At 66.8% G+C, this 21,736-nt stretch carries 22 protein-coding genes; 8 read left to right on the top strand and 14 right to left on the bottom strand.

The window, feature by feature from the left end:
* Positions 1–2 precede the first annotated feature (2 nt).
* The 3 genes from ACTDXD_RS03670 to ACTDXD_RS03660 are packed head-to-tail and all read left to right on the top strand — an operon-like array spanning position 3 to position 3,205.
* Positions 3–932, top strand: a complete 930-nt coding sequence (locus tag ACTDXD_RS03670) for an ABC transporter ATP-binding protein (RefSeq protein ID WP_440125840.1) — start codon at positions 3–5, stop codon at positions 930–932.
* Entirely contained in the window at positions 932–1,711 is a 780-nt protein-coding gene (locus tag ACTDXD_RS03665) for an ABC transporter permease (protein ID WP_440125839.1), read from the top strand. The genes ACTDXD_RS03670 and ACTDXD_RS03665 overlap by 1 nt, the downstream gene beginning before the upstream one ends.
* 27 nt (positions 1,712–1,738) lie before the next feature.
* On the top strand, positions 1,739–3,205 hold the full coding sequence (locus ACTDXD_RS03660) for a M28 family metallopeptidase (RefSeq protein WP_440125838.1): 1,467 nt from the start codon (positions 1,739–1,741) through the stop codon (positions 3,203–3,205).
* Positions 3,206–3,244: 39 nt separating this feature from the next.
* Here the strand turns inward: ACTDXD_RS03660 and thiD are convergent, their stop codons facing one another.
* Entirely contained in the window at positions 3,245–4,093 is an 849-nt protein-coding gene (thiD, locus tag ACTDXD_RS03655; protein ID WP_440125837.1) for a bifunctional hydroxymethylpyrimidine kinase/phosphomethylpyrimidine kinase, read from the bottom strand.
* A gap of 136 nt (positions 4,094–4,229) precedes the next feature.
* Between thiD and ACTDXD_RS03650 the strand changes: the two genes are divergently transcribed.
* On the top strand, positions 4,230–4,574 hold the full coding sequence (locus tag ACTDXD_RS03650) for a GNAT family N-acetyltransferase (RefSeq protein WP_440125836.1): 345 nt from the start codon (positions 4,230–4,232) through the stop codon (positions 4,572–4,574).
* Between the two features lie 15 nt (positions 4,575–4,589).
* Here the strand turns inward: ACTDXD_RS03650 and ACTDXD_RS03645 are convergent, their stop codons facing one another.
* From ACTDXD_RS03645 to ACTDXD_RS03635, 3 genes are read right to left on the bottom strand one after another with little or no spacing between them, the layout of a single operon-like run.
* Entirely contained in the window at positions 4,590–5,393 is an 804-nt protein-coding gene (locus ACTDXD_RS03645) for an exodeoxyribonuclease III (protein WP_440125835.1), read from the bottom strand.
* A gap of 19 nt (positions 5,394–5,412) precedes the next feature.
* Entirely contained in the window at positions 5,413–6,402 is a 990-nt protein-coding gene (locus tag ACTDXD_RS03640) for an N-acetylglutamate synthase, CG3035 family (protein ID WP_440125834.1), read from the bottom strand.
* Positions 6,392–6,991, bottom strand: coding sequence for a peptide deformylase (locus tag ACTDXD_RS03635; RefSeq protein ID WP_440125833.1), 600 nt, complete (start codon positions 6,989–6,991; stop codon positions 6,392–6,394). The genes ACTDXD_RS03640 and ACTDXD_RS03635 overlap by 11 nt, the downstream gene beginning before the upstream one ends.
* Before the next feature lie 134 nt (positions 6,992–7,125).
* Between ACTDXD_RS03635 and ACTDXD_RS03630 the strand changes: the two genes are divergently transcribed.
* The 4 genes from ACTDXD_RS03630 (at position 7,126) to ACTDXD_RS03615 (ending at position 10,124) form a co-directional block, all read left to right on the top strand.
* A complete protein-coding gene (locus ACTDXD_RS03630; RefSeq protein ID WP_440125832.1) occupies positions 7,126–7,491 on the top strand; it encodes a DUF3263 domain-containing protein in 366 nt (121 codons plus the stop codon).
* Between the two features lie 43 nt (positions 7,492–7,534).
* Complete coding sequence (locus ACTDXD_RS03625) at positions 7,535–8,176, top strand: LytR C-terminal domain-containing protein (protein WP_440125831.1); 642 nt, start codon at positions 7,535–7,537, stop codon at positions 8,174–8,176.
* 97 nt (positions 8,177–8,273) lie between these two features.
* Complete coding sequence (locus ACTDXD_RS03620) at positions 8,274–8,924, top strand: superoxide dismutase family protein (RefSeq protein ID WP_440125830.1); 651 nt, start codon at positions 8,274–8,276, stop codon at positions 8,922–8,924.
* A gap of 78 nt (positions 8,925–9,002) precedes the next feature.
* Positions 9,003–10,124: a glutamate--cysteine ligase gene (locus ACTDXD_RS03615; RefSeq protein WP_440125829.1), complete on the top strand. Its 1,122-nt coding sequence runs from the start codon at positions 9,003–9,005 to the stop codon at positions 10,122–10,124.
* Between the two features lie 27 nt (positions 10,125–10,151).
* On the opposite strand, the gene mnhG is transcribed toward ACTDXD_RS03615, so the two are convergent.
* From mnhG to ACTDXD_RS03565, 10 genes are all read right to left on the bottom strand, one after another.
* Positions 10,152–10,487 (bottom strand): monovalent cation/H(+) antiporter subunit G, encoded by a 336-nt coding sequence (mnhG, locus tag ACTDXD_RS03610; RefSeq protein ID WP_440125828.1) that lies wholly within the window; start codon positions 10,485–10,487, stop codon positions 10,152–10,154.
* Positions 10,484–10,744: a monovalent cation/H+ antiporter complex subunit F gene (locus ACTDXD_RS03605; protein ID WP_169686955.1), complete on the bottom strand. Its 261-nt coding sequence runs from the start codon at positions 10,742–10,744 to the stop codon at positions 10,484–10,486. Before ACTDXD_RS03605 ends, mnhG begins: the two co-directional genes overlap by 4 nt.
* Positions 10,745–10,746: 2 nt before the next feature.
* Positions 10,747–11,286 (bottom strand): Na+/H+ antiporter subunit E, encoded by a 540-nt coding sequence (locus ACTDXD_RS03600; protein ID WP_440127518.1) that lies wholly within the window; start codon positions 11,284–11,286, stop codon positions 10,747–10,749.
* Positions 11,286–12,872 (bottom strand): Na+/H+ antiporter subunit D, encoded by a 1,587-nt coding sequence (locus tag ACTDXD_RS03595; protein WP_440125827.1) that lies wholly within the window; start codon positions 12,870–12,872, stop codon positions 11,286–11,288. The genes ACTDXD_RS03600 and ACTDXD_RS03595 overlap by 1 nt, the downstream gene beginning before the upstream one ends.
* Positions 12,869–13,588, bottom strand: a complete 720-nt coding sequence (locus tag ACTDXD_RS03590; protein ID WP_440125826.1) for a Na(+)/H(+) antiporter subunit C — start codon at positions 13,586–13,588, stop codon at positions 12,869–12,871. Before ACTDXD_RS03590 ends, ACTDXD_RS03595 begins: the two co-directional genes overlap by 4 nt.
* Positions 13,585–16,422 carry a Na+/H+ antiporter subunit A gene (locus ACTDXD_RS03585; RefSeq protein WP_440125825.1) on the bottom strand — a complete coding sequence of 946 codons (2,838 nt, stop codon included), beginning with the start codon at positions 16,420–16,422 and terminating at the stop codon, positions 13,585–13,587. The genes ACTDXD_RS03590 and ACTDXD_RS03585 overlap by 4 nt, the downstream gene beginning before the upstream one ends.
* A 232-nt stretch (positions 16,423–16,654) precedes the next feature.
* Entirely contained in the window at positions 16,655–17,833 is a 1,179-nt protein-coding gene (locus ACTDXD_RS03580; protein ID WP_440125824.1) for a hypothetical protein, read from the bottom strand.
* A 1-nt stretch (position 17,834) separates the two neighbouring features.
* Entirely contained in the window at positions 17,835–20,036 is a 2,202-nt protein-coding gene (locus ACTDXD_RS03575; RefSeq protein ID WP_440125823.1) for an AAA family ATPase, read from the bottom strand.
* 21 nt (positions 20,037–20,057) lie between these two features.
* A complete protein-coding gene (locus ACTDXD_RS03570; protein ID WP_440125822.1) occupies positions 20,058–20,981 on the bottom strand; it encodes a CDP-alcohol phosphatidyltransferase family protein in 924 nt (307 codons plus the stop codon).
* Positions 20,978–21,706, bottom strand: a complete 729-nt coding sequence (locus tag ACTDXD_RS03565; RefSeq protein WP_440125821.1) for a phosphatidylserine decarboxylase — start codon at positions 21,704–21,706, stop codon at positions 20,978–20,980. The genes ACTDXD_RS03570 and ACTDXD_RS03565 overlap by 4 nt, the downstream gene beginning before the upstream one ends.
* Positions 21,707–21,736 lie beyond the last annotated feature (30 nt).

Here is a 21,736-nt window from a genome sequence, read left to right as displayed (position 1 = left end):
CCATGATCGAAGTGACCGGACTGACCAAGACCTTCGGTTCAACCACTGCTGTCGACGACGTGACGTTCACTGTCCCCCCGGGGATCGTCACCGGATTCCTCGGCCCCAATGGGGCAGGCAAATCGACGACGATGCGCATGATCCTGGGGTTGGACCGTCCGACATCGGGCACCGCGCTCATCGAGGGCAAGCAGTATCGGGACCTGAAACGTCCGCTGCAGACCGTCGGTGCGCTGCTCGACGCCAAATGGGTGCATCCGAACCGCTCAGCTCGCGCACACCTGAGGTGGCTTGCCGCCTCCAACGGATTGCCGGATTCCCGCGTCGACGAGGTACTGCGTCAGGTCGGGCTGACGGAGGTCGCAGGCAAACGCGCCGGCGGCTTCTCGCTCGGCATGTCGCAGCGCCTCGGCCTGGCAGGTGCGCTGCTCGGCGACCCGAAGGTGTTGCTGTTCGACGAACCCGTCAACGGTCTCGATCCCGAGGGCATCGTGTGGATCCGCCGGTTCATGCAAGCCCTTGCTGCGGAGGGCCGCACGGTGCTCGTGTCGAGTCACCTGCTGTCGGAGATGGCCCAGACCGCCGATCACCTCATTGTGATCGGACGCGGCAAGCTCATCGCCGACATGTCGGTCGAGGAGTTCGTCGATCGGGCGTCGGAATCCCTCGTGGTGGTTCGCAGCCCCCAACTCGATGAGCTGCGCAGCGCGCTCACCGAACGCGGGCACACGGTGATCGACGAGGACGGTGCGTTGCACGTCTCGGGTGCCGGTGCCGCAGAGATCGGTGAGCTCGCCGCGGCACGCTCGATCGTCCTGCACGAGCTGGCGGGCCGCCATGCATCCCTCGAGGATGCGTTCATGAAACTGACCGGAGGCGACGTGGAGTTCCACGGCACCGGTTTCGACGACGTGATGAAGGGCAGCCTGTAATGGCATCACCAGCATTGGACACCTTGCGTGCGGAACGCATCAAATTGACGTCGGTGCAGTCTCCGTTCTGGTGCCTGGCGGTGATCGTCGCCCTTGGCATCGGTTTCGCCGCGATGATGGGCGCGGTTGCCCGCAGTTCCATGTCGATCGACGACGAGGCCGCCCGGTTCTATCTGACCCCCGATGTCGCCGCTACCGGTGTCACGGGCTTCGGCATCATGGTGCTGATGATCCTCGCGGCACTGTCGGTCACGAGCGAGTACCGCTTCGGCGTCATCAGGACGACCTTCATCGCCAATCCCAACCGTTCTCTCGTGCTGACCGTGAAATCGGTTCTCATCGGTGTGATCGGAGCTGTCGTCACCGGCGTGGTGGGCCTGATCGCCGTGTACGTCGCGAAAGCGCTCGCGGGTTCGGAGGCAGGCCGCGACCTCGTGCTCGAGGGCGACACGTGGCGCGCGATCTACGGCATTGCGTTCTACGCGTTCCTGGCGGTGTTCCTCGCGGTGGGTGTGGGGACATTGCTGCGGCAGTCGGCGGGCACGATCGCGCTCCTACTGTTGTGGCCCTTGCTCATCGAATCGTTGTTCTCGTTGTTCGGCCGGGTCGGTCGTGAAATTCAGCCGTTCCTGCCGTTCGCCAACATCAACCACTTCCTCGGTATGGAGCAGGGGGTCGACTTCCATTGGGGGCCGTGGGGTTCGCTGCTGTACTTCGCATTGTTCACGGCAGTCGTGTTCGGTGTGTCGCTCGCGGTGGTCGGTAAACGCGACGCCTGAACTGTGCCGGGTCAGTATGCTCGGGCAATGATCGACACGGTGGTCGGCCGCCGCATCGCAATATTGACGGTGGCGGCCGTGGTGATCGCGGGCTGCGCGGACGACGCTCGCACGGACTCCTCGCCCGTCGATCCGGCCGCTCTCGCCGACAGCGTGCCGATCGATGCCCTGATGGGCCACCTCACCGAATTCGAGCGCATAGCGACCGAGCACGGGGGTAACCGCGCGCTCGGCACCGCCGGTTACGACGCGAGCGTCGACTACGTGGCAGGCGCGTTGCGCGACGCCGGATTCGACGTGCAGACACCCGAATTCGACGCCACCACCTTCGAGGTCGAAGACCAGACCCTCGAGGTCGGCGGCCGGCCCCTCGATGTGCGGGCGCTGGGCCACTCGCCCACGACCGGACCCGAAGGGCTGACCGCGCCCGTTGTGCGGGTACCCACCGACGACACCCCGGGATGCGAGGCCACCGACTACGACGGTCTCGACGTGGCGGGAGCGATCGTGGTGGTCGACCGCGGCGTATGCACCTTCTCGACGAAAGAGACGGTCGCTGCAGATGCGGGTGCTGCGGCACTGCTCGTCGTGAACACCGAGGACGGTCCCCTCGCCGGGGCGACGCTCGACGAGACCGCGCCGCGACGGATTCCCGTCGGCGGAATCGGCCTGGCAGACGGCGAGCGGGTTGCGGCGTCACCGTCGGCGGATCTCGTCCTCGACACGAAGACCGAGACGCAGCGTTCCCGCAACGTCATTGCGCAGACCGAAACGGGCTCGACCGACGATGTCGTGGTCGTCGGTGCACATCTCGACAGCGTGCCCGAAGGACCGGGGATAAACGACAACGGCAGCGGTGTCGCGGCCGTCCTCGAGACCGCACTGCAGATCGGTAGCGACCCCGGCGTCACCAACGCTGTGCGGTTCGCGTTCTGGGGCGCCGAGGAGATAGGGCTCGTCGGGTCGACCGAGTATGTCGAGTCCTTGTCTCCCGAAGAGCACGAGGCGATCGCCCTCTACCTGAATTTCGACATGATCGGCTCGCCGAACCCCGGCTATCTTCTCTTGGACGGCGACGATTCCGACGCGCAAGGTGCCGGACCGGGGCCCGAGGGATCGGCCGGTATCGAGCGCACCATCTCGGGCTTCTTCGCCGAGCGCGGGATCGATGCCGACGGCACCGATTTCGACGGTCGCTCCGACTATGGCCCGTTCATGGCAGTCGGCATCCCCGCCGGTGGCACATTCACCGGCGCCGATGAAGTGAAGTCCCCCGAAGAGGCCGACAAGTGGGGCGGCACCGCAGAGCAGGAGTACGACCCGAACTACCACCGGCCTGAGGACACAGTGGACAACATCGACCGCGACGCCTTCGCAGTCGCAGCGGCGTCCGTCGCCTACAGCACCGCGGTCTACGCGGACTCGCTCGACGGCCCGGACGGAGTCCCGGGCGGGCCTGCGCGCACCGAGGCACGCGCGGGATTCACGGAGTAGGCATTCACGCAGTAGCCGGACCCGCGAGACCTCAGTCCGTCAGGGCTGCCCGTGAAGTCGCCACAGCGGGTTGACCGGGCCGTGGCCGTGGCCGAGGTCGTACGACCACTCGAGGCACTTCGTCACCCATTCCTTCGCGAACGCCACCGCATCCGGCACCGACCGGCCGTGGGCGAGCGCTGATGCGATCGCCGCAGCCAGTGTGTCGCCGCCACCGTGGTCGTTGCCCGTGGCGAGGCGCGGGCTCGGGAACTCGAGAAAACGGTCGCCGTCGAACAGCAGATCGGTGCTCGACTCCGAAGTGCGGAGATGGCCACCCTTGACGATCGACCACTGTGCGCCGAGTGTGTGCAGCGCTTCCGCGGCCTGTCTCGCAGTGCGGTCGTCGACCACCTCGATGCCGGTGATGAGCCTGATCTCGTCGAGGTTGGGGGTCACGACGGTCGCCAGCGGGATCAGCGCCGAGCGGACGGCCTCGAGTGCGCTCGCGTGGAGGAGGGGATCGCCGTGCATCGACGCACACACGGGGTCCACGACGAGTGGGACGTCGGTGTCGCGGCCGATGCCGACTTCCGAGCACACCGCAGCGACGGCTTCGATGATCTCCGTCGACGCGAGCATGCCTGTCTTGGCCGCGGACACCCCGATGTCATCGACGACGCATCGCACTTGGGCTGCCACCGTCTCCGGGGGGATCTCGTGGAAGCCGCTCACCCCGACCGAGTTCTGCACGGTTACCGCGGCCACCGCGACGCACGCGTGGACACCGCACATCGCCATCGTGCGGGAGTCGGCCTGGATACCTGCGCCTCCGCCGGAGTCCGTGCCGGCGATGGTGAGCACACGAATCGGGGTATGGCCTTGTTCGGCCAGGGGAAGCAGCTGCACGGAGGTGACCCTACCGGTCGTCGTTCGGGCAGCTGCCGGTGTCAGCACTTCGTCGGTGGGAGTGCCATCCCGGAGGCGCGCGCGTGTGCTCTATAGTGGCGTGCGTCACACTACGGAAGAAGTCGGGGAGGCGTTCATGATCAACTTGTCGACGGCGGAGGTGTCCGACAATGCCGATCAGAACCGATTCGAGTTGCGTCTCAATGGTGACCTCGTGGGCATTCTCGGGTATTTCGATTCCGAGCATCCGGCGGGCATCCCCGGGCGGGGGCGTCCCGTGGTCGATTTCCTGCACACCGTGATCGTCGAGGACTTCGGGCACCGGGGCCTTGCCGGCCTTCTCGTCGGCGGTTCGCTCGACATTGCACGGAGGCGGGGCTGGAGAGTCCGGCCGGTGTGTACGTACGTGCAGCGGTATCTCACGTCGAATCCGGGCTATCGCGACGTGATCGTGCCGATCGCATCGGCGAGGAGGGCTTGACGCAAGAGCTCCGGCTCACTCGGAGAGGTCGACGATCACCGGTGCGTGATCGCTTGCGCCCTTGCCTTTGCGCTCGTCGCGGTCGATCGACGCGGACGTGACCTTCGCCGCGAGGGCCGGTGACCCGAGCACGAAGTCGATGCGCATGCCTTGCTTCTTCGGAAAGCGCAGCTGCGTGTAGTCCCAGTATGTGTACACACCGGGCCCGGGCGCGTGCGGGCGCACCACATCGACGAACCCGGTCTCGGCGAACGCCGAGAATGCGTCGCGCTCGGGTTGCGAAGTATGGGTCTTGCCCTCGAAGAATGCCGGATCCCACACGTCCTCGTCGGTGGGTGCGACGTTCCAGTCGCCGACCAGCGCGACCGGTAGATCGGGGGCGGCAGAGAGCCAGCCCTGCGCGTCGGCGCGCAGCTTCGCGAGCCAATCGAGCTTGTAGGTGTAGTGGGGGTCGGCAAGCTCGCGGCCGTTGGGCACGTACAGGCTCCATACTCGGACACCGCCGCAGGTGGCACCGATCGCGCGCGCCTCACGCGCGGGGGAGAGGTCCGGATCCTTCGAGAAGCCGGGCTGATCCTCGAAACCGATCTGGACGTCGTCGAGTCCGACGCGCGAGAGGATCGCGACACCGTTCCATTGGTTCAGGCCGACATGCGCCACCCTGTAGCCCAGCTCTTCGAACCTGGCGTACGGGAACTGCTCGTCCTTGCACTTCGTTTCCTGCATCGCGAGCACGTCGGTGTCGGTTCGCTGCAGCCAATCGACGATCCGATCGGTACGGGCACGGACCGAGTTCACATTCCAGGTAGCGAGGCGCACGGCCACCACTGTAGGCGACCTAGCCGACGGGCTCCGTCACGTACCCGTAGCGGTGGTGATCGACGAAACCCAACCCTGAATACAGCTCCCGGGAGGCCGTGTTGTCCCCCTCGATCTGGACGTAGGCGTGGGTGGCGCCGAGTTCGCGGCCCCACCCCAGCAGTGATCCGCTCAGCAAGGTGCCCACGCCTCGCCTGCGATGCTCGGGGGCGACCTCGATCGCGCTCAGGCCGATCCAACGGCGGCCGTCGGGAGCGTCGGTGATCGCGGCTCGCCCGATCGCGACCGGCCGGGCTCCGGGTGGACCGATGCGGCCGAAACCGAGCGTGCCCGCAACGACCGCGCCGAGAACCACGCCTGCGACATCCGGAAGGTCGCCGCCACGGTAGAGCGAGAGCCAGTCACCGTCGGGAGCCGGAGAGACGACCACCGGGCCGAGACCCGGGGGGAGCGGAACATTGTCGAGGTCTGCTGCCATCACCTGGACCGGGTTGCCGATGGGCACCCAACCTCGGGGAGCCGGGGCGAGTCGGTCGGGGAGCAGCAACCGCAGAGGCAGCCCACGCTCGGCGAACCATTCACGCAGCCGTGCCCGCACGTCGGGATCGTTGGGGTCCCCCACGGTGCCGCGTGGTCCGAGAGGTGTCGCGGAATTGGCCCGTCCGGTGAACCCGCCACCGGCGCGCAGGAACCAGCCATCGACCCAGGCCTGCTCGAGACCGGGCCACCCCGCGGCCGTGGCGTGTTCGAGCGAGCGGATCTCGGCGATGCGGATCGGGCGGGCAGACAGCGCCTTGAGCGCCACTACAGTGCTCGGAGAGACCTGGACGAGCTTCTTCTCGGCGGTACGCACGACCACCACCGGTTCGAGCGACACCAGATCACCGATGACGTCGGTCATCGGATGGCTGTACCCCGCGGGCAGGCGATACCGGACGACGACGCGCGTGCCGAGCGGGATCGCCGCCCCTGCCGGGTTGTCGGTCGTCGCCGGGTTGTCAGTCGTCATCGTCGTCGTGCCCGAACGGGTCGTCGACGCTCCCCGGCAGCCACGTGAGGCCGGGTACACCCCAGCCCGCGCGCTTGATCGTCTTCTTGGCGGCGCGCGCGTTGCGTCCGATCAGGACGTCGACGTACAGGAAGCCGTCGAGGTGACCGACCTCGTGCTGCAGCATCCGGGCGAAGAATCCGTGGCCCTCGATTTCGACGGGCTCACCGTTCTCGTCGGTACCGGTGACCTTCGCCCAGTCGGCACGCCCGGTGGGGAAGTTCTCCCCCGGGACCGAGAGGCAACCCTCGAGGTCGTCTTCCGGGTCGGGCATGGTCTCCGGGATCTCGGAGGTCTCGAGCACCGGGTTGATCACTGCGCCGCGGCGGCGGACCACATTGCCGGATGCGTCGCGATCCGGGCAGTCGTAGACGAACAGGCGCTTGGCGAGCCCGACCTGGTTCGCGGCGAGCCCGACGCCGTTCGCGGCGTCCATCGTCTCGTACATGTCGGCGACCAGTTGCGCGAGTTCCGCGGGTGTTTCGGTCACCGGCTCGGTGGGGTTGTGCAGAACGGGGTCGCCGGTGATGACGATGGGAAGGATGGCCATGGTGAACCAGGATAATGCGCGCGAGTCGTCCCTTCGTCCGGCCGGTATGTGTCGCACCCCCATGATTGAATGACTCGCGGAAACACACAGGTGTAATTGTCGTTGCGGTGTGATTCGAGCAGTCGAGGAGTGAGATGGACGGCGCAGCAGCGCACGGTACGGACCCATCCGAAGCGGACGATGCGCGTCAGGTCGCCGAGAGCAGCCCGATCGACAGCGGGAGCCCGCACGATATCGGCGAGCACGGCCTGAGCCGTCGGGAGCACGACGTCCTGGCGTTCGAGCGGCAGTGGTGGAAGTACGCCGGTGCCAAAGAAGAGGCGATCAAGGAGTTGTTCGGGTTGTCCGCAACCCGCTACTACCAGGTGCTCAACGCTCTGATCGACCGTCAGGAAGCCCTCGCCGCAGACCCGATGCTCGTCAAACGCCTTCGTCGATTGCGGTCCAGTAGGCAGAAGGCGCGCGCTGCTCGACGCCTCGGATTCGAGACGACACGCTAGCGCGCGACACGTGTCGGCCGATCGGGCAACTATGGTCGAAGACGTGAGCAGAACCGCAGAGAACGCGAACCGGGGATCCTCCGGGTTACCGCTACGAGCCATTGCGATGCTGCTGATCTCCCTGGCGATCCTCTTCGCCGGGCTCGGATTCGCATCACTCGGCGGTTCGGACGAGGACGCAGCGTCGACAGCTGCGGCCACCACCGAAACCACCTCCGCGGTTGCGCCGGCGCCGGCGACCACCCGGCCTCCCGTTTCTGCGCCCGGCGCTGCGGGCGCCGCATCGGCGCCCGCGGTTTCGGCAACCTCGCCGGGGTCGGCCCCCGGTGCAGGGGCAACAGGTACAGGAGCATCGGGCACTGCATCGCCGGGCACTGCATCGTCGGGTTCGCTCTCGGGTGCGTCTGCGTCGTCGGCGAGCGTCCGCGTCTACAACAACAGCAACATCGCCGGGCTCGCTGCGCAGACCGCAACCCTGCTCGAGGACGAAGGCTTCACGATCGCCGAGACCGGAAACTACAGCGAAGGACTTCTGGCGCAGACCTCCGTGTACTACGGCACCGGCTCCGGTGAGCAGGAAACCGCTGAGTCCGTGGCAGCCGCCCTCGGCGTCACCGCGCAGCCGCGTTTCGAGGGAATCATGGATTCTGCGCCGGGCGTGATCGTCATCGTCGCGGAGCCGTGAAACCGGTCGAGACGGACGACAGGACCATCACGACAGGGCGCAGAATCGGGCCCGGCTATGATCAGATGACTTTTCGGTACTTCGAAGGAGCGGTTTGATGGCCCCCAGTTCCACTCGTCGCATGACCTGGCGTGCCCTGGCCCCGATCGTCGCGATTGCCGCGGTGGGCCTGAGTGCATGCTCGAACAACGAGGAAGCCACCACCGTGCCGGGCACGACGCCGCCGGTGTGGACGGGGTCGGCCGCGCCGGAAGGCGAATCGCACGGCAGCGATGCGCACGGCACCGATTCGCAGGGTGGCGAGGCAGGGGCCAGTGCGTCCGGCGGCTCGGGTGCATCGCTCACCGCCGACCTGCAGAACGTCGCCGGCGACTCCGCGGGCACCGTCAGCTTTGCCGAGCACGACGGCAACGTCGAGGTCACCATCGAGGTCGACGGTCTCGAGCCCGGATACCACGGCGTCCACATCCACGAATTCGGTGTGTGCGAGCCCGAGTCCGCGCCTCCCGCCGGTGGCGAACCGGGTGCCTTCCTGTCGGCCGGTGGCCACCTCCAGGTTCCGGGCCACACCGCGATTCCGGAGAGCGGCGATCTGCTTTCCGTCGTCGTCCACGAAGACGGCTCCGCGACCGCGACGGTCACCACCGCCGAGTTCACTCTCGAAGATCTCCAGGGCGAGCGGGGCACCTCGGTGGTCGTGCATCAGGACAACGCCGGCGACCGTCTCGCCTGCGGTGTCGTGGCCTGAGTGCATCAGCCGTAATTCCTCTCACAGGGCCCACCCGACCGGCACTCGGTCGAGTGGGCCCTGTGGTTGGATCGAGTGGTGGTTGTCGAATTTCCGGGTTCTCCGCGCCCGACACTCGGTGTGGAATGGGAGATCGCGCTGGTCGACAAGACCACCCGTGAGTTGTCCAATACTGCAGCGGTCGTCTTCGATGCCGTCGGTGAGCTTCCGGGCGACACGCCGCGGCTGACCAAGGAGTTTCTGCGCAACACCGTCGAACTGGTCACCGACGTGCACGACACGGTCGGTGAGGCTGTCGACGATCTGAAGGAATCGTTGGATCTGCTGCGGCGCGCCGCCGATCCGCTCGGCGTCGACCTGATGTGCGCGGGCACCCACCCGTTCGCGCAATGGACCGACCAGGTCGTCACCCAATCGCCCGAATACGACGAGATGATCGAGCGCACCCGTTGGTGGGGCCGACAGATGCTCATCTGGGGTGTGCACGTGCACGTCGGAGTGTCGTCCTCGCACAAGGTCATTCCGATCCTCAACGCCATGCTGGTCAAATATCCCCACATGCTGGCGCTGTCGGCATCATCGCCGATCTGGGCGGGGCTCGACACCGGGTACGCGAGCAACCGGGCACTGATGTTCCAGCAGTTGCCCACCGCGGGGCTGCCGTACCATTTCGCAGACTGGGAGCAGTACACCCGGTTCATCGAAGATCAGCTCAGATCGGGTGTCATCAGTAAACCCGGTGGGATGCACTGGGACATCCGACCCGCACCCAAGTGGGGCACGCTGGAAGTCCGGGTTTTCGACGGCATCACCAACGCGGCCGAACTTTCAGCGCTTGTCGCGCTCGTCCACTGTCTGGTCGTGTACTACGACGAATGCCTCGATCGCGGCGAAGAACTACCGACGCTCCAGCCGTGGCACGTCAAGGAAAACAAGTGGCGAGCGGCCCGCTATGGTCTCGACGCCGAGGTGATCCTCGACCCCGCGTGCCATGAGCGCCTCGTCACCGACGATCTGCACGATCTACTCGAGCAACTCACGCCGACGGCGGTGCGGCTCGGGTGCTCCGACGAACTCGCTGCGGTCGCCGAGATCCCCGTTCGGGGTGCGTCGTACCAGCGTCAGCGACGTGTCGCGGAGGGGCATGAGGGAAGCCTGCTCGCGGTCGTCGATTCGTTGGTCGAAGAACTACGCGGCTGAGTACTTCCAGCTCGTCGCGCAGTAGGTCTAGGCGCGGTACGGGGGGAAGTCATCGTCGTCGAGGAGTCCGTCGCGACCGAGCTGCTCCCGGTACGCGATGCGGCCCACACGATGCGCGATCACGGGTGCGGTGAGCACCATGAACATGCCCGCCAATGCGAGCATCCATACGTCGAACGAGCCCCACAGGTTGAGCATCGCCCCGCCGAGCACGAACAGCAGGCCGATGACCTGAGGTTTCGTTGCAGGATGCATGCGCGAGAGGGTGTCGCGGAAGCGGACGACTCCGATCGCCGCGGTCAACGAGATGATCGCACCGATGAGGATGAAGACATGTCCGACGACGTCGAAGAAGTGACTCATTCTTCGTCACGCACCCGGAATCGTGCGACGGAGACGGACCCGATGAACCCGACCAGAGCCAGCGCGACGACGGCCGGCGCAATCGTGGTGTCGCGGGTGTACACCATCCACGCCGCCAGACCACACATCGCGATGGCCAGCAGGGCGTCGACTCCGACGAGGCGATCGAGCGAATTGGGTCCTGCCAGTACCCGATATCCGATCAGGAGGGCCGACGCGAACAGCAGAACGCCCGATATCACGAGCATCACGGTCATCATTACTCCGTTCCGCTTCGCCACGGGCTCGGCTGCCATTCCGAGTCCCGTTCGAATGTGTCGATGAGAAGACGTTCGATCAACCGTGCCGAGCGGTAGAAGTCGGCGACGGCCTTGTCGGTGCTGACGTCCAGCACGTGGACGTAGACGATTCGGCGAACCTGGTCGATCTCGAGCACCATGGTGCCCGGAATGTTGTTCATGATGTCGGTCCAGAGCGTGAGCACCAGATCGGACTTGATCGTCAACCGGCAGCGCAGCACCCCGGTCACCGGGGGTGCGGCGGGCCGGATCGCCAGCCACGCGACCGAGATCGTCGACTTGATCGACTCGAAGAAGATGTACCCGCCCAGCCGCAGGGCAGACAACAGATGGGCACGGCCTTCCACCGGAACTTTCGGCAGCGGCAACAGTATCGCGAGGAGTCCCGCGACGAGGAGCCCACCGAGAACATTGGCGACGCTCAAGGTGCCCCACAGCATCACCCACACGAACGCCATCCAGAGCACCACGGAGACGCGTAGCAGATTGCCGCGTTTGATCATGGAGTCTCTCCCAACACGGCTTCGATGTACACCGAGCGGTCACGCAGATTCTCGGCGGCGCGGCCGCTGATGTCGAGCAGCGGCCCTGCGAATACGGTCAGCCCGAGCCCGATCACAACGAGCGCGATGGTGGGGACCACCATGCCCATGGGCATCTTCCCCACGTCCGCCCGCTCCTCGAACGCGATGTCGGCTTCGGACTCGTCGATCAGTGCCGACGGCCCGATGTCGGCGAGTTCACCTTCTGGCGCGTCGGCGCGGGCCCGCCAGAATGCCTTGGCCCAGACACGGGCCACCGCGTACAACGTCAGCAGGCTGGTGATGGTGCCACCGGCGACGAGAATCCACGCGAGAGCGGATCCGTCTTCTGCCCCGGCCTGCAACAACGCGATCTTTCCGATGAAGCCGGAGAACGGTGGGATGCCGCCGAGGTTGAGTGCAGGGATGAGGAACAGGACGGCCAGGAGTGGACTGGTCACGGCCAGGGAGCCGAGTCGACGAAGTGACGCAGACCCCGCTTGTCGTTCGATCAGGCCCACGACGAGGAACAGCGTGGTCTGCACCAGGATGTGGTGTGCGACGTAGAAGACTGCGCCGCCGAGGCCGGTCTGGTTCGACAACGCAATTCCGAACACCATGTAGCCGATGTGGCTGACGAGCGTGAACGACAGGAGACGTTTGATGTCGTTCTGCGCGATTGCACCGAGGATCCCGACAACCATCGTCAGAAGACCGGCGATGAGCAGGACGTCGTCGAGCTCGCCCTGCGGGAAGATCAAGGTGTGCGCACGGATGATCGCGTACACACCCACTTTGGTGAGAAGGCCCGCGAAGACCGCGGTGACGGGGGCGGGTGCGGTGGGGTAGGAGTCGGGCAACCACGACGACAGCGGGAAGATCGCGGCCTTGATGCCGAACGCCACGAGCAGCACACCGAAGATCGCCGTACGGGTGCCTGAATCCACGTCGTCCATCCGCAGTGCCATCTGCGCCAGATTCAACGTTCCTGTAGCGGCGTAGGCGAACGCCATGCCCATCAGGAAGATCATCGACGACACCATCGAGACCATGACGTACGAGACCCCGGCGCGGACGCGATCGGCGCTCGCACCCAAGGTCAACAGCACGAACGACGCGGCGAGAAGCACCTCGAATCCGACGAACATGTTGAACAGGTCGCCCGCGAGGAACGCGATGTTCAGGCCCGCGGTGAGTGCGAGGTAGGTGGGCAGGAAGATCGACACCGGCTGTTGCTCGTTGCCGTCGTGGATACCCTGACCGACGGCGAACCACATGACCGACAGCAGCACGATCGCCGCGATCACGAGCATCAGTGCGGCGAGCCGATCGGCCACGAGAGAGATACCGAACGGTGCTTCCCATCCCCCGACCTGCACCACTTCGATGCCATCTTGATCGGCGAAGTAGAGCAGTGCCACTGCTACCGCGAGCGACGCGACGAGGGCCGAAATGGTGACGAAGCGCTGAGCCCGTGGCCGCCGGCCCAGGATCAGGGTGACCGCGGCCGCGAGCAGCGGAATGAGGATCGGCAGGGGAATGAGAACGGCGGTTTCCAAGGTCATCGGTCGCTTTCCTTCCCGTCGTCCTCGGTCCTTGCCTCGACTTCGCTGACGCCGTCCCCCTCGTCGGTGCCCCTGTCCTGTGGCTTCTTTTCGCCCTTGTCTTTCGGTGCGTGCTTGTCTTTCGGCGCGTGCCGCGGATTGCCGCTGCCGGGGTTGCGGGGATCGTCATAGGCGGAATCGGTGGGATCGTCGAAATCACCGTCGTGCAGATCCTCGTAGACCTCGAGGTCCTCGATGTTGGTGAGGGCATCGAGCGGGATCGGATTGCCTTCGGCGTCGAACGCGTCGCCACTCATGCTCGGTACGCCGGTGACCGGGTCGTCGGACCGGTCGCGGCCCGGGGCCTCGGCAAGGGTCCGCCGCTGCGACACCATGGTGTCCTCAGGGTCGTTCTCGACTTCGTCGCGTGCGCGGATGGAGTACGAGCGGTACGTCAGTGCGAGCACGAAGGCTGCGACACCCATGGTGATCACGATCGACGTGAGCACCATGGCCTGCGCGAGCGGATCGGACATGTCCTCGCGTCTCGCATTGTCGGACCCGACGACCGGGGCGTCCCCGGCCGGGCCGCTGAGGGCGATGATCAGCAGATTGACGCCGTTGCCGATGAGGAGCAGGCCGAGCAGCATCTTGATGATGCTGCGCTCGAGCAGGAGATAGACACCGCAGGCGACGAGTACGCCGACGATGACGACCAGGGTCAGATTGGTGGTCATCGGCGTTCACCCACGACCTCGGCGTCGAGCCGGGCTCCGAGGCTTCGGAGCACATCGAGGATCAGGCCGACGACGATCAGATACACACCCAGGTCGAAGAAGAGTGCGGTGACGAGTTTGATGTCGCCGATCAACGGCAGTGTCACCTCGAGAACCGCAGAGGAGAGCACCGGCGCTCCGAGGAACAACGAGAACAATCCGGTGCCTGCGGACAATGTCAGGCCGAGTCCGAGGATCTTGCCCGCGTCGATGGGAACCGCCTCTCCGAGTTCGTATCGTCCCCCTGCCAGATAGCGCAGGACCAGAGCCAGCCCCGCGACGAGGCCTCCGGAGAATCCGCCGCCCGGGGCATTGTGGCCGGCGAAGAAGAAGTACACCGACAGCACCATCATCGTGGGGAACACCAGCCGTGTGGTGACCTCGAGGACCAGTGACCGGTAGCGCGGATCGATCAGATCACCGCCGCGCAGCCACGTGATCTCGGAGTTGGCCCCCGCCGCATCGAGCTGGGCGGCGGGTGCGTCGGAGACACGCGGTGCGGTACCGAACCTGCGGGTCCGGAATACCAGGCTCGCGACACCGGTCGCGGCGACGAGCAGCACGGAGATCTCGCCCAGGGTGTCCCATGCGCGGATATCGACGAGTAGTACGTTCACCACATTCTTGCCGTGGCCGAGTTCGTAGGCGAGTTCGGGAAGTTGCAGTGAGATCGGGTCGGCAGTGCGCGCGGCCACCGCGAACGCTCCCACAACGGTCACCACTGAACCCACCGCGATGCCGAGCAGGGCCCGGGGGCCGCGCTTGCCGATCTCGGCTTGTCGATCGTTTTCGGGAGGCAGTTTCCGTAGCACCAGCACGAACATCACCAGGGTGACGGTTTCGACGAGGAACTGCGTCAACGCCAGGTCGGGGGCGCCCTGCAATGCGAACAGGACGCCGAGACCGTAACCGGTGACACCGACCATCAGGACTGCGGCGAGCCGGTTCCGCATTACCGTCGCGGCCAGTCCCCCACCGATCATGATCAGACCGACGGTGAACTGCCACGGCGTGTCCCACGCGCGTAGCTCCGGTGTGGTCCTTGCACCGAAGACGAACAACAGCACGGTGGGAAGCAGCGCGAGCGTGATGAGGATGGTGGCCTGTGTCAGTGGTAGCGAACCGCGCTGGATGAAACTCGTCAACCTCGTCGACATGTTGTCCATGCCGCGCAGCGTTGCGTCGTAGATGCGGTCGGCGTTACCGAGTGGCGGGTGCTCGAAACGAAGGCGGGCAACCGTACGGTGCGCGAGATAGAGGATGATTCCTGCCACGATCACGACGGCGGTGAGGGCGAGTGGCAACGTCAAGCCGTGATACAACGCCAGGTGGTAGGGCTCGGCGAGTGAGGCAGGCAGTGTGTCGGCGTAGGGCGCGACGAGGGTGTCGACCCACGGCGCCGCAAGACCGGCTGCAAGACCGGCGACCGCGAGCAGAGTGGGTGCCGACAGCAGCAACGCGCCGGGAGCGTGAAAATTCTGCACCGACGGGCTGGGCCGCTTGAGCTGCTTGCGGCCGAAGGCTCCCCAGATGAACCGGATGCTGTAGGCGAGGGTGAGGATCGAGCCGAGCACCATGCCGCTGACGATGGCGATGCGCGCCCAGTCCGGGACCACGTCGGCGGACAGCGCTGCTTCGAGCGCGGCTTCTTTGCCGACGAAACCGATGAACGGTGGCAGTCCGGCCATACTCGCAGCGGCCATGGCCGCCACCACCGCCAATATCGGAGTTCGCAAGCCGAGGTGGGCGAGCTTGCGGATGTCGCGAGTGCCCGTCGAGTGGTCGATGATCCCGACCACCATGAACAGGCACGCCTTGAACATTGCGTGCGCAATCACCATCGTCAGTCCGGCGAGCGCGGCCTCACGACTGCCGATGCCGACGAGCGCGGTGAGGAATCCGAGCTGGCTGACGGTGCCGAACGCGAGGATCAGTTTCAGGTCGAACGCACGGAAGGCGCGCCAGCCACCCAGGATCATCGAGGCGAGGCCCAGGGTGATCACGATCGGGCGCCACGGCGCCGCGTCGGCGAACGCCGGTGCCAATCGTGCCACCAGGTAGATGCCGGCCTTCACCATCGCGGCGGCGTGCAGATAGCCGGACACGGGTGTGGGGGCGGCCATCGCACCGGGAAGCCAGAAATGCAGCGGCACGACCGCGGACTTCGACAGCGCACCGATGAGCACCAGCACGATGGCAACACCGGCCAGCCAGCCTTCGGGTGCCGCCTCGATCACCGCGGAGAGGTTGTAGCTGCCCACGAGCTGGCCGAGGATGATGATGCCGACGAGCATCGCGAGGCCACCGGCAGTGGTCACGAGCAGCGCCTGGGTGGCAGCTCGCCGACTCGACGCACGTTCGGCATAGTGGCCTACCAGCAGGAACGACAAGACTGTGGTCAATTCCCAGAACGTGTAGAGCACCAGCATGTTGTCGCTGGTGACCAGGCCGAACATCGCGCCGGCAAATGCCACCATCTCGGCTGCGAAGATCCCCAGACGCGGCTCGTCGTCCTCGAAATAGCGCGCGCAGTAGAGCAAAATCAGTGCGCCGATGCCCAGCACCAGCAGGCACATGATCGCGGAGAGGGAATCGAACCGCATGTCGATGTCCATCGACACCGCCGATGCCCATCGGATGCTCAACTCCTGCTCGGTACCCCAGTTCGCGAAGACCCAGCCGAGGCTCGCGAGCGGGACGACCGCCAACGGCAGGAAAGCATTTCTCCCCATGACTCTGACCAGCGGCGGTGCCAGGATCGCGGCGACCGCGTGAGCGATGAGTATGGCGAGCAAAAGGCACTCCGTCGGGGTCGGGCCAGGCGGCGGCGTGAAACTGTTCTGTTCTCAGCATCTGCAGCGGCGATGACCGTCGCAGAATTGACAATGCGTTCGACACAAGAGCCGAAACGCGGGACGCCCCGACATGCGCGCCGTTCGCCGTTTAATGGGCAAACCGGAATGACCCCATACTAACGAGAGGCTTCGCATCGTTGCGAATCGGGGGTTGCGTGCACGGAAGTGTGGCTCAGCGCACCTGCCAGGCGCAGACGGCGCCCGTCGCGGCGAGTGCGAGCGCCGTCCACATGGTGTCCGCCGGGAGCAACCACACTGCTCCGATCACGGCGGTCAGTGGCACCGGCAGCGACAAGCCGAGTGCGGCAACGGACGCGGATCCGGGTAGCGACGACGCGAGGGCCAGGCCTGTGCCCGCGGCGATGAGGGCCAGGCGAACCGGCAGGGGAACGTTGTCGGCGAACTGTGGCCACAACACCGCGGCGGTCGAGACCGCCAGCGCCAGCGCGAGACCCGCGGCCGCGTACGGAATGTATGGGGAACAACACACGCCGAGAGCGGCGGCCGCGACCACGAGCAACGGCAGCCACCACTGCTCGCTACCGAACAGGTCGAGCATCACCGGGTATCCCGCAGCCACCGCCCCGATGACCGTCAGCACGAACCGGTCGTCTCCGGCGGGCACGACACGGGCGGTGACCTCGGCGCCGATCACCACCGCCACGAGAGCTCCCACCGCCACCACCCACATCCTTGCCCAGCCGGAACCGGACTCGGAGGTCACGAGTTCGCCGAGCAAGCGGCAACCGACGGCCAGCACGCCCGCGGCGAGCGCCGTGACCGTGAGAAGTTGCGGATCGAACCGCTGGGTACGACCACCGGGTGTTGCGGTCAGTGCCGCGGCCATGAGCGTCACCAATGCGAGCGCCAGCAGCCACTGCGTGATCGTCCACCGCACCGAATCGATCGGCACCTGGGTGCCGACCGCTGCCGCGGTGAGGAACGCAGACCACGCACCTGTGAGCAGTGCCCACGGTCCGTTCGGCACCGCCCATGCACCGGCGACGGCCGTGCCCAGCAGTACTCCGGTAGTACCGGAAGCGACCAGCCCGACGGTGGTCGAGGTGTCGGCCGACGCGCCTGCAGGCACCAGGTACCGGAGGGAGCCGAGCACGAGAACGGCGCCTGCGCCCAACGACCACGCAGTCCGCGGGGACCCCGACCGTTGCAGACCCACCACCGACACCACAGCGAGCACCGCGGTGATCATCGGCGAGAAAACACTGCGGGTGCCGGTCGGGAGCGCCGCCTCACCGACCATCAGGACGAACACCGCGACCGCGCCGGCGCACGCAGCCGCAGCGAGCGCAGCCGGCGCGCTTGCTCGCACGGACGTCGAGGTCGGCGACATATCAGCGTCCGTCCGCGTACGCCCGTAGATGCTCGACCTGGACGGGATCGAGCGACGGCCGTATCGCCTCGCGGGCGGCGGCGACATCCTCGGAGGTCACCGCGGCCGCATCGACCCGCCGCCGCATCGCGGCCAGCGCGGCCTCGCGCAGCACCGCCGCGCAGTCGGCCGCGGAGTAGCCGTCGAGCTCCTCGGCGAGCGCCTCGAGGTCGACGTCTTCGTCCAACGGCACCGACCGGCCTGCGGTCTTCAGGATCGCGGCGCGCGCTTCGGCATCCGGCGGCGGCACGAATACCAGGCGCTCGAGCCGCCCGGGACGCAGCAATGCCGGGTCGATCAGATCCGGGCGGTTGGTCGCCCCGACCACGACGACGTCGCGCAGCGGCTCGACGCCGTCGAGCTCGGTCAGCAGAGACGCCACGACCCGATCCGACACCCCGGAGTCCGAACTCTGGCCGCGGCGTGGAGCGAGGGCGTCGATCTCGTCGAGGAACACGAGCGAGGGCGCCGAGTCCCGCGCGCGTTGAAACAGTTCTCGCACCGCTTTCTCCGACGCGCCGACCCATTTGTCCATCAGTTCGGCGCCCTTGACGGCGTGCACACTCAATCGCCCGGTACTCGCCAGTGCGCGCACGAGGAAGGTCTTGCCGCAGCCGGGCGGGCCGTACAGCAGCACCCCGCGAGGCGGATCGACACCCAGTCGGGCAAACGAATCGGGATGCTGCAGTGGCCACAGCACTGCCTCGGTCAGCGCCTGCTTCGTCTCGACCATGTCGCCCACGTCGTCGAGACTTACACTGCCGATCGCCAGCTCCTCCGAGCCCGAGCGGGACAGCGGCCGGATCACCTCGAGCGCGCCGACCAGGTCGTCCTGCGTCAGCTTCGGCTCGTCGGTGTCGCGGCTCGCGCGGGACGCGGCGCGCAGTGCAGCCTCGCGACACAGCGCTGCCAGATCGGCGACCACGAAGCCGGGAGTGCGTTCGGCGATCGCATCGAGGTCGAGACCCGTGGACGGCACCGCCCTCAACAGCACCTCGAGCTGGGCCCGGCGGGTGGCCCCGTCGGGCAGGGGCAGCGACAACTCGCGGTCGCAGAGCTCGGGTGTCCGCATCCGCGGATCGACGCCGTCGGGTGCGGCGGACGTCGCGACAAGTGCAACACCGTCCGTCTCGACCGCGCGGCGGAGCTGCTCGACGATCAGTGCCGCCACCGGTTCCGCGTCGGCAGGCAGGACGGTGTCCACATCGGTGACGAGCAGGACACCGCCGCTCTGCACCGCGTCGACGGCCGCGGTGATCCGCGCCAGCCGATCGGCGGCGGCGAGGGCGCCGACGCTCGGGCCGTCGACTTCGACGACGCGACGCTTCGCGAGTACCGCCCGGGCGAATGTGGTCTTCCCGACCCCCGCGGGGCCGGTGACCATCACACCCAGGTGCGGAGATGCACCGAGGGTTCGCAACAGTTCCGGTTCGTCGAGGGCGAGGCCGAGCCATTCGGAGAGCTTGCTCACCTGCGCCTGTAGCCCGACGAGGTCTTCGACGGAACGCGACGACAGCCGTTGGGGCTCCGACTCGGATACGTGTCCGGAAAGTGGTGCGGTGACCGACATGGTGGCTGCCTCCGCGGACAGAGGCACGGCGCTACCCCCGTGGCTCCAGGAGACCGCGGTGTTCGGTTGAATGCTGACCGGCCCCGATGGATCGACCGCCGCGACGGTGAGCAACTCTGTCGTCCAGGCGATGCCGAATGTCCGCGACAGTGCGCGCGTGGTGTCGGCGCTGCTGGTGCCGGGGCCGAGATCGCGCGGCAGCAGCGACACCGCGTCGCCGACGGTGACGACCTTGCCGAGCAGCGCCTGCCGCAAGGTTGCGTCGGGGATCGCGGTGCTGGCCAGGGTCGAGCCCGAGACGGTCACCGAGCGTGCTCCGTACACGGTGACCGGTCCGACGACCACCGTGGCGTCCTCGCGTAGCCCGGTATTGGAGAGAGTCACGTCGTCGAGCAGGATCGTCCCGGTGGGGGTACCCGCCGGTGCGTGCCCCGCGACGGCCGCGGTGCGTCGCGCCCCGGTGAGTGCGATCGCATCCCATTCGCGGAGTCCGAGCGCGGTGAGCACCTCCGGGTGCAGGCGGACGAGTCCGCGGCGGGCATCGGCCGCGGAAGTGTTGAGCCGGACGGTCAGCGCGAGTTGTGGGGTGGTCACCCGCACGAGCCTAGATCGTGGTCAGCCTCCGCGCGGGCGACGCAGCCCGAGGCGCGCCGAGGAACGCCCCGTGGCTGTGAGCATGCGCCGGCCGACGGTGCGGCCGGGCCGCAGCGCGCGGGACTCGGCGCGGATCGCCCGACGTTCGGAGGGCTTGATGTCCCATGTCGCCGGGCGTGCCGCCACCCACCGCTTCGAGCGGATCGCGAAGGGAATGTGCACGAGGTACACGCCCACCAGCACCAGCATCAGGACGAACGGGTAGGTGACCAGCGCTGCCGCACCGGCGGCCACGAGCGCCAGGAGAAGGATCGCGAGACGCGGCGGTACGGATACGGACTTCATCGCGAGGGTCGGGATCCGGCTGACGATCAGGCCGGCGGAGATGAGCGTCCACGTGACGACAAGGGGGAACGAGGTCCACCATCCGTCTCCCCACTGGACGTACGCCGCAATCGGGCTCAACGCGATGATGGCGCCGGCAGGTGACGGCACGCCAACGAAGTATTCGCGGGCGTACGCGGGGACGGAGTCGTCCTCGAGCAGGGTGTTGAAGCGGGCAAGACGCAGAACGATGCTCACCGCGTACAGCAACGCGATGATCCAGCCCAACGCGCTGCCGTCGAGCAACGTCACATACAGCACTAGCGCGGGTGCGACGCCGAATGCGATGGCGTCGGAAAGCGAGTCGAGTTCGGCGCCGATCTTGCTGGTCGCATCGAGCAAGCGCGCGATGCGACCGTCGAGCGCGTCGAGGACCGCGGCGGCGCCGATCATGCCGAGGGCGATGCCGAGTTCCCCGTCGAGCGCGAACTTCACGGCCGACAACCCAGCAGAGAGCGCAAGAATCGTGATCACGCTCGGAAGCAGGCGCACTGCTGCCGGGCGACTTCGGGTCGCGTGGTTGTCGTCCCCTACGGGGACGTTCGGTTTGAGGGGGGTCACAGCACCGGAGCGGACGGAAGCGCAGCAATGACCGTCTCGGCTCCGATCGTGCGCTGACCACGCTCGACGAGCAGCGTGCTGCCCGCGGGCAGATAGGTATCGACGCGGGAACCGAAGCGGATGAGTCCGTACGTGTCGCCGATGGGAACCGTGTCGCCCACCTGTGCGTCGCACACGATGCGCCGGGCAAGCAGACCGGCGATCTGCACGACCCCGACCAGCGCGCCGTCGCGCATCTCGAGCAACATGCTCGTGCGTTCGTTGACTTCACTCGCGTCGGAGAGATCAGCGGAGAGGAACTGCCCGGGGCGGTGTACGACCTTACGGACGATGCCGCCGACGGGGCTGCGCTGTACATGCACGTCGAGCACCGACAGGAAGATGCTCACGCGGGGGAGCGGCTCGGTGCCGAGTCCGAGTTCGGCGGGTGGGACGGCCGTGTCGACGAGCGCGACCTCACCGTCGGCGGGTGCGACTGCGATGCCGGTCCGGTTCGGTGGCACTCGGTGTGGGTGCCGGAAGAAGGTCGCCGTCGCGGCGGCGGAAGCGAGGCCGGCGCGGCGGACCCACTTGCGGTTGCGGCCGAGTGCGGCCACCACCAGGGGTGCAGCGACGAACGGCACGCCACCGGGGTGAAGCGGCGGAATCGCCTTCTTGATCAGGTCGACGACATGTGCTGCACCGCTGGTCGGTGGTGTTCCGACGGGTGTGGGCTTACGTGCCACGGCTCCTCTTCACTCACGTTCATCGGGTTG

The sequence above is a fragment of the Rhodococcus sp. SJ-3 genome (assembly GCF_051918125.1).
Classification (GTDB): Bacteria; Actinomycetota; Actinomycetes; order Mycobacteriales; family Mycobacteriaceae; genus Rhodococcus.
This window is presented reverse-complemented; position numbering and strand designations above follow the sequence as displayed.

Coding starts and splice junctions, on each gene's coding strand:
- ACTDXD_RS03670 (WP_440125840.1), top strand. CDS start 3: ATGATCGAAGTGACCGGACTGACCAAGACCTTCGGTTCAACCACTGCT.
- ACTDXD_RS03665 (WP_440125839.1), top strand. CDS start 932: ATGGCATCACCAGCATTGGACACCTTGCGTGCGGAACGCATCAAATTG.
- ACTDXD_RS03660 (WP_440125838.1), top strand. CDS start 1,739: ATGATCGACACGGTGGTCGGCCGCCGCATCGCAATATTGACGGTGGCG.
- ACTDXD_RS03650 (WP_440125836.1), top strand. CDS start 4,230: ATGATCAACTTGTCGACGGCGGAGGTGTCCGACAATGCCGATCAGAAC.
- ACTDXD_RS03640 (WP_440125834.1), bottom strand. CDS start 6,402: ATGACGACTGACAACCCGGCGACGACCGACAACCCGGCAGGGGCGGCG.
- ACTDXD_RS03635 (WP_440125833.1), bottom strand. CDS start 6,991: ATGGCCATCCTTCCCATCGTCATCACCGGCGACCCCGTTCTGCACAAC.
- ACTDXD_RS03630 (WP_440125832.1), top strand. CDS start 7,126: ATGGACGGCGCAGCAGCGCACGGTACGGACCCATCCGAAGCGGACGAT.
- ACTDXD_RS03620 (WP_440125830.1), top strand. CDS start 8,274: ATGGCCCCCAGTTCCACTCGTCGCATGACCTGGCGTGCCCTGGCCCCG.
- mnhG (WP_440125828.1), bottom strand. CDS start 10,487: ATGAGTCACTTCTTCGACGTCGTCGGACATGTCTTCATCCTCATCGGT.
- ACTDXD_RS03605 (WP_169686955.1), bottom strand. CDS start 10,744: ATGACCGTGATGCTCGTGATATCGGGCGTTCTGCTGTTCGCGTCGGCC.
- ACTDXD_RS03595 (WP_440125827.1), bottom strand. CDS start 12,872: ATGACCTTGGAAACCGCCGTTCTCATTCCCCTGCCGATCCTCATTCCG.
- ACTDXD_RS03590 (WP_440125826.1), bottom strand. CDS start 13,588: ATGACCACCAATCTGACCCTGGTCGTCATCGTCGGCGTACTCGTCGCC.
- ACTDXD_RS03580 (WP_440125824.1), bottom strand. CDS start 17,833: ATGTCGCCGACCTCGACGTCCGTGCGAGCAAGCGCGCCGGCTGCGCTC.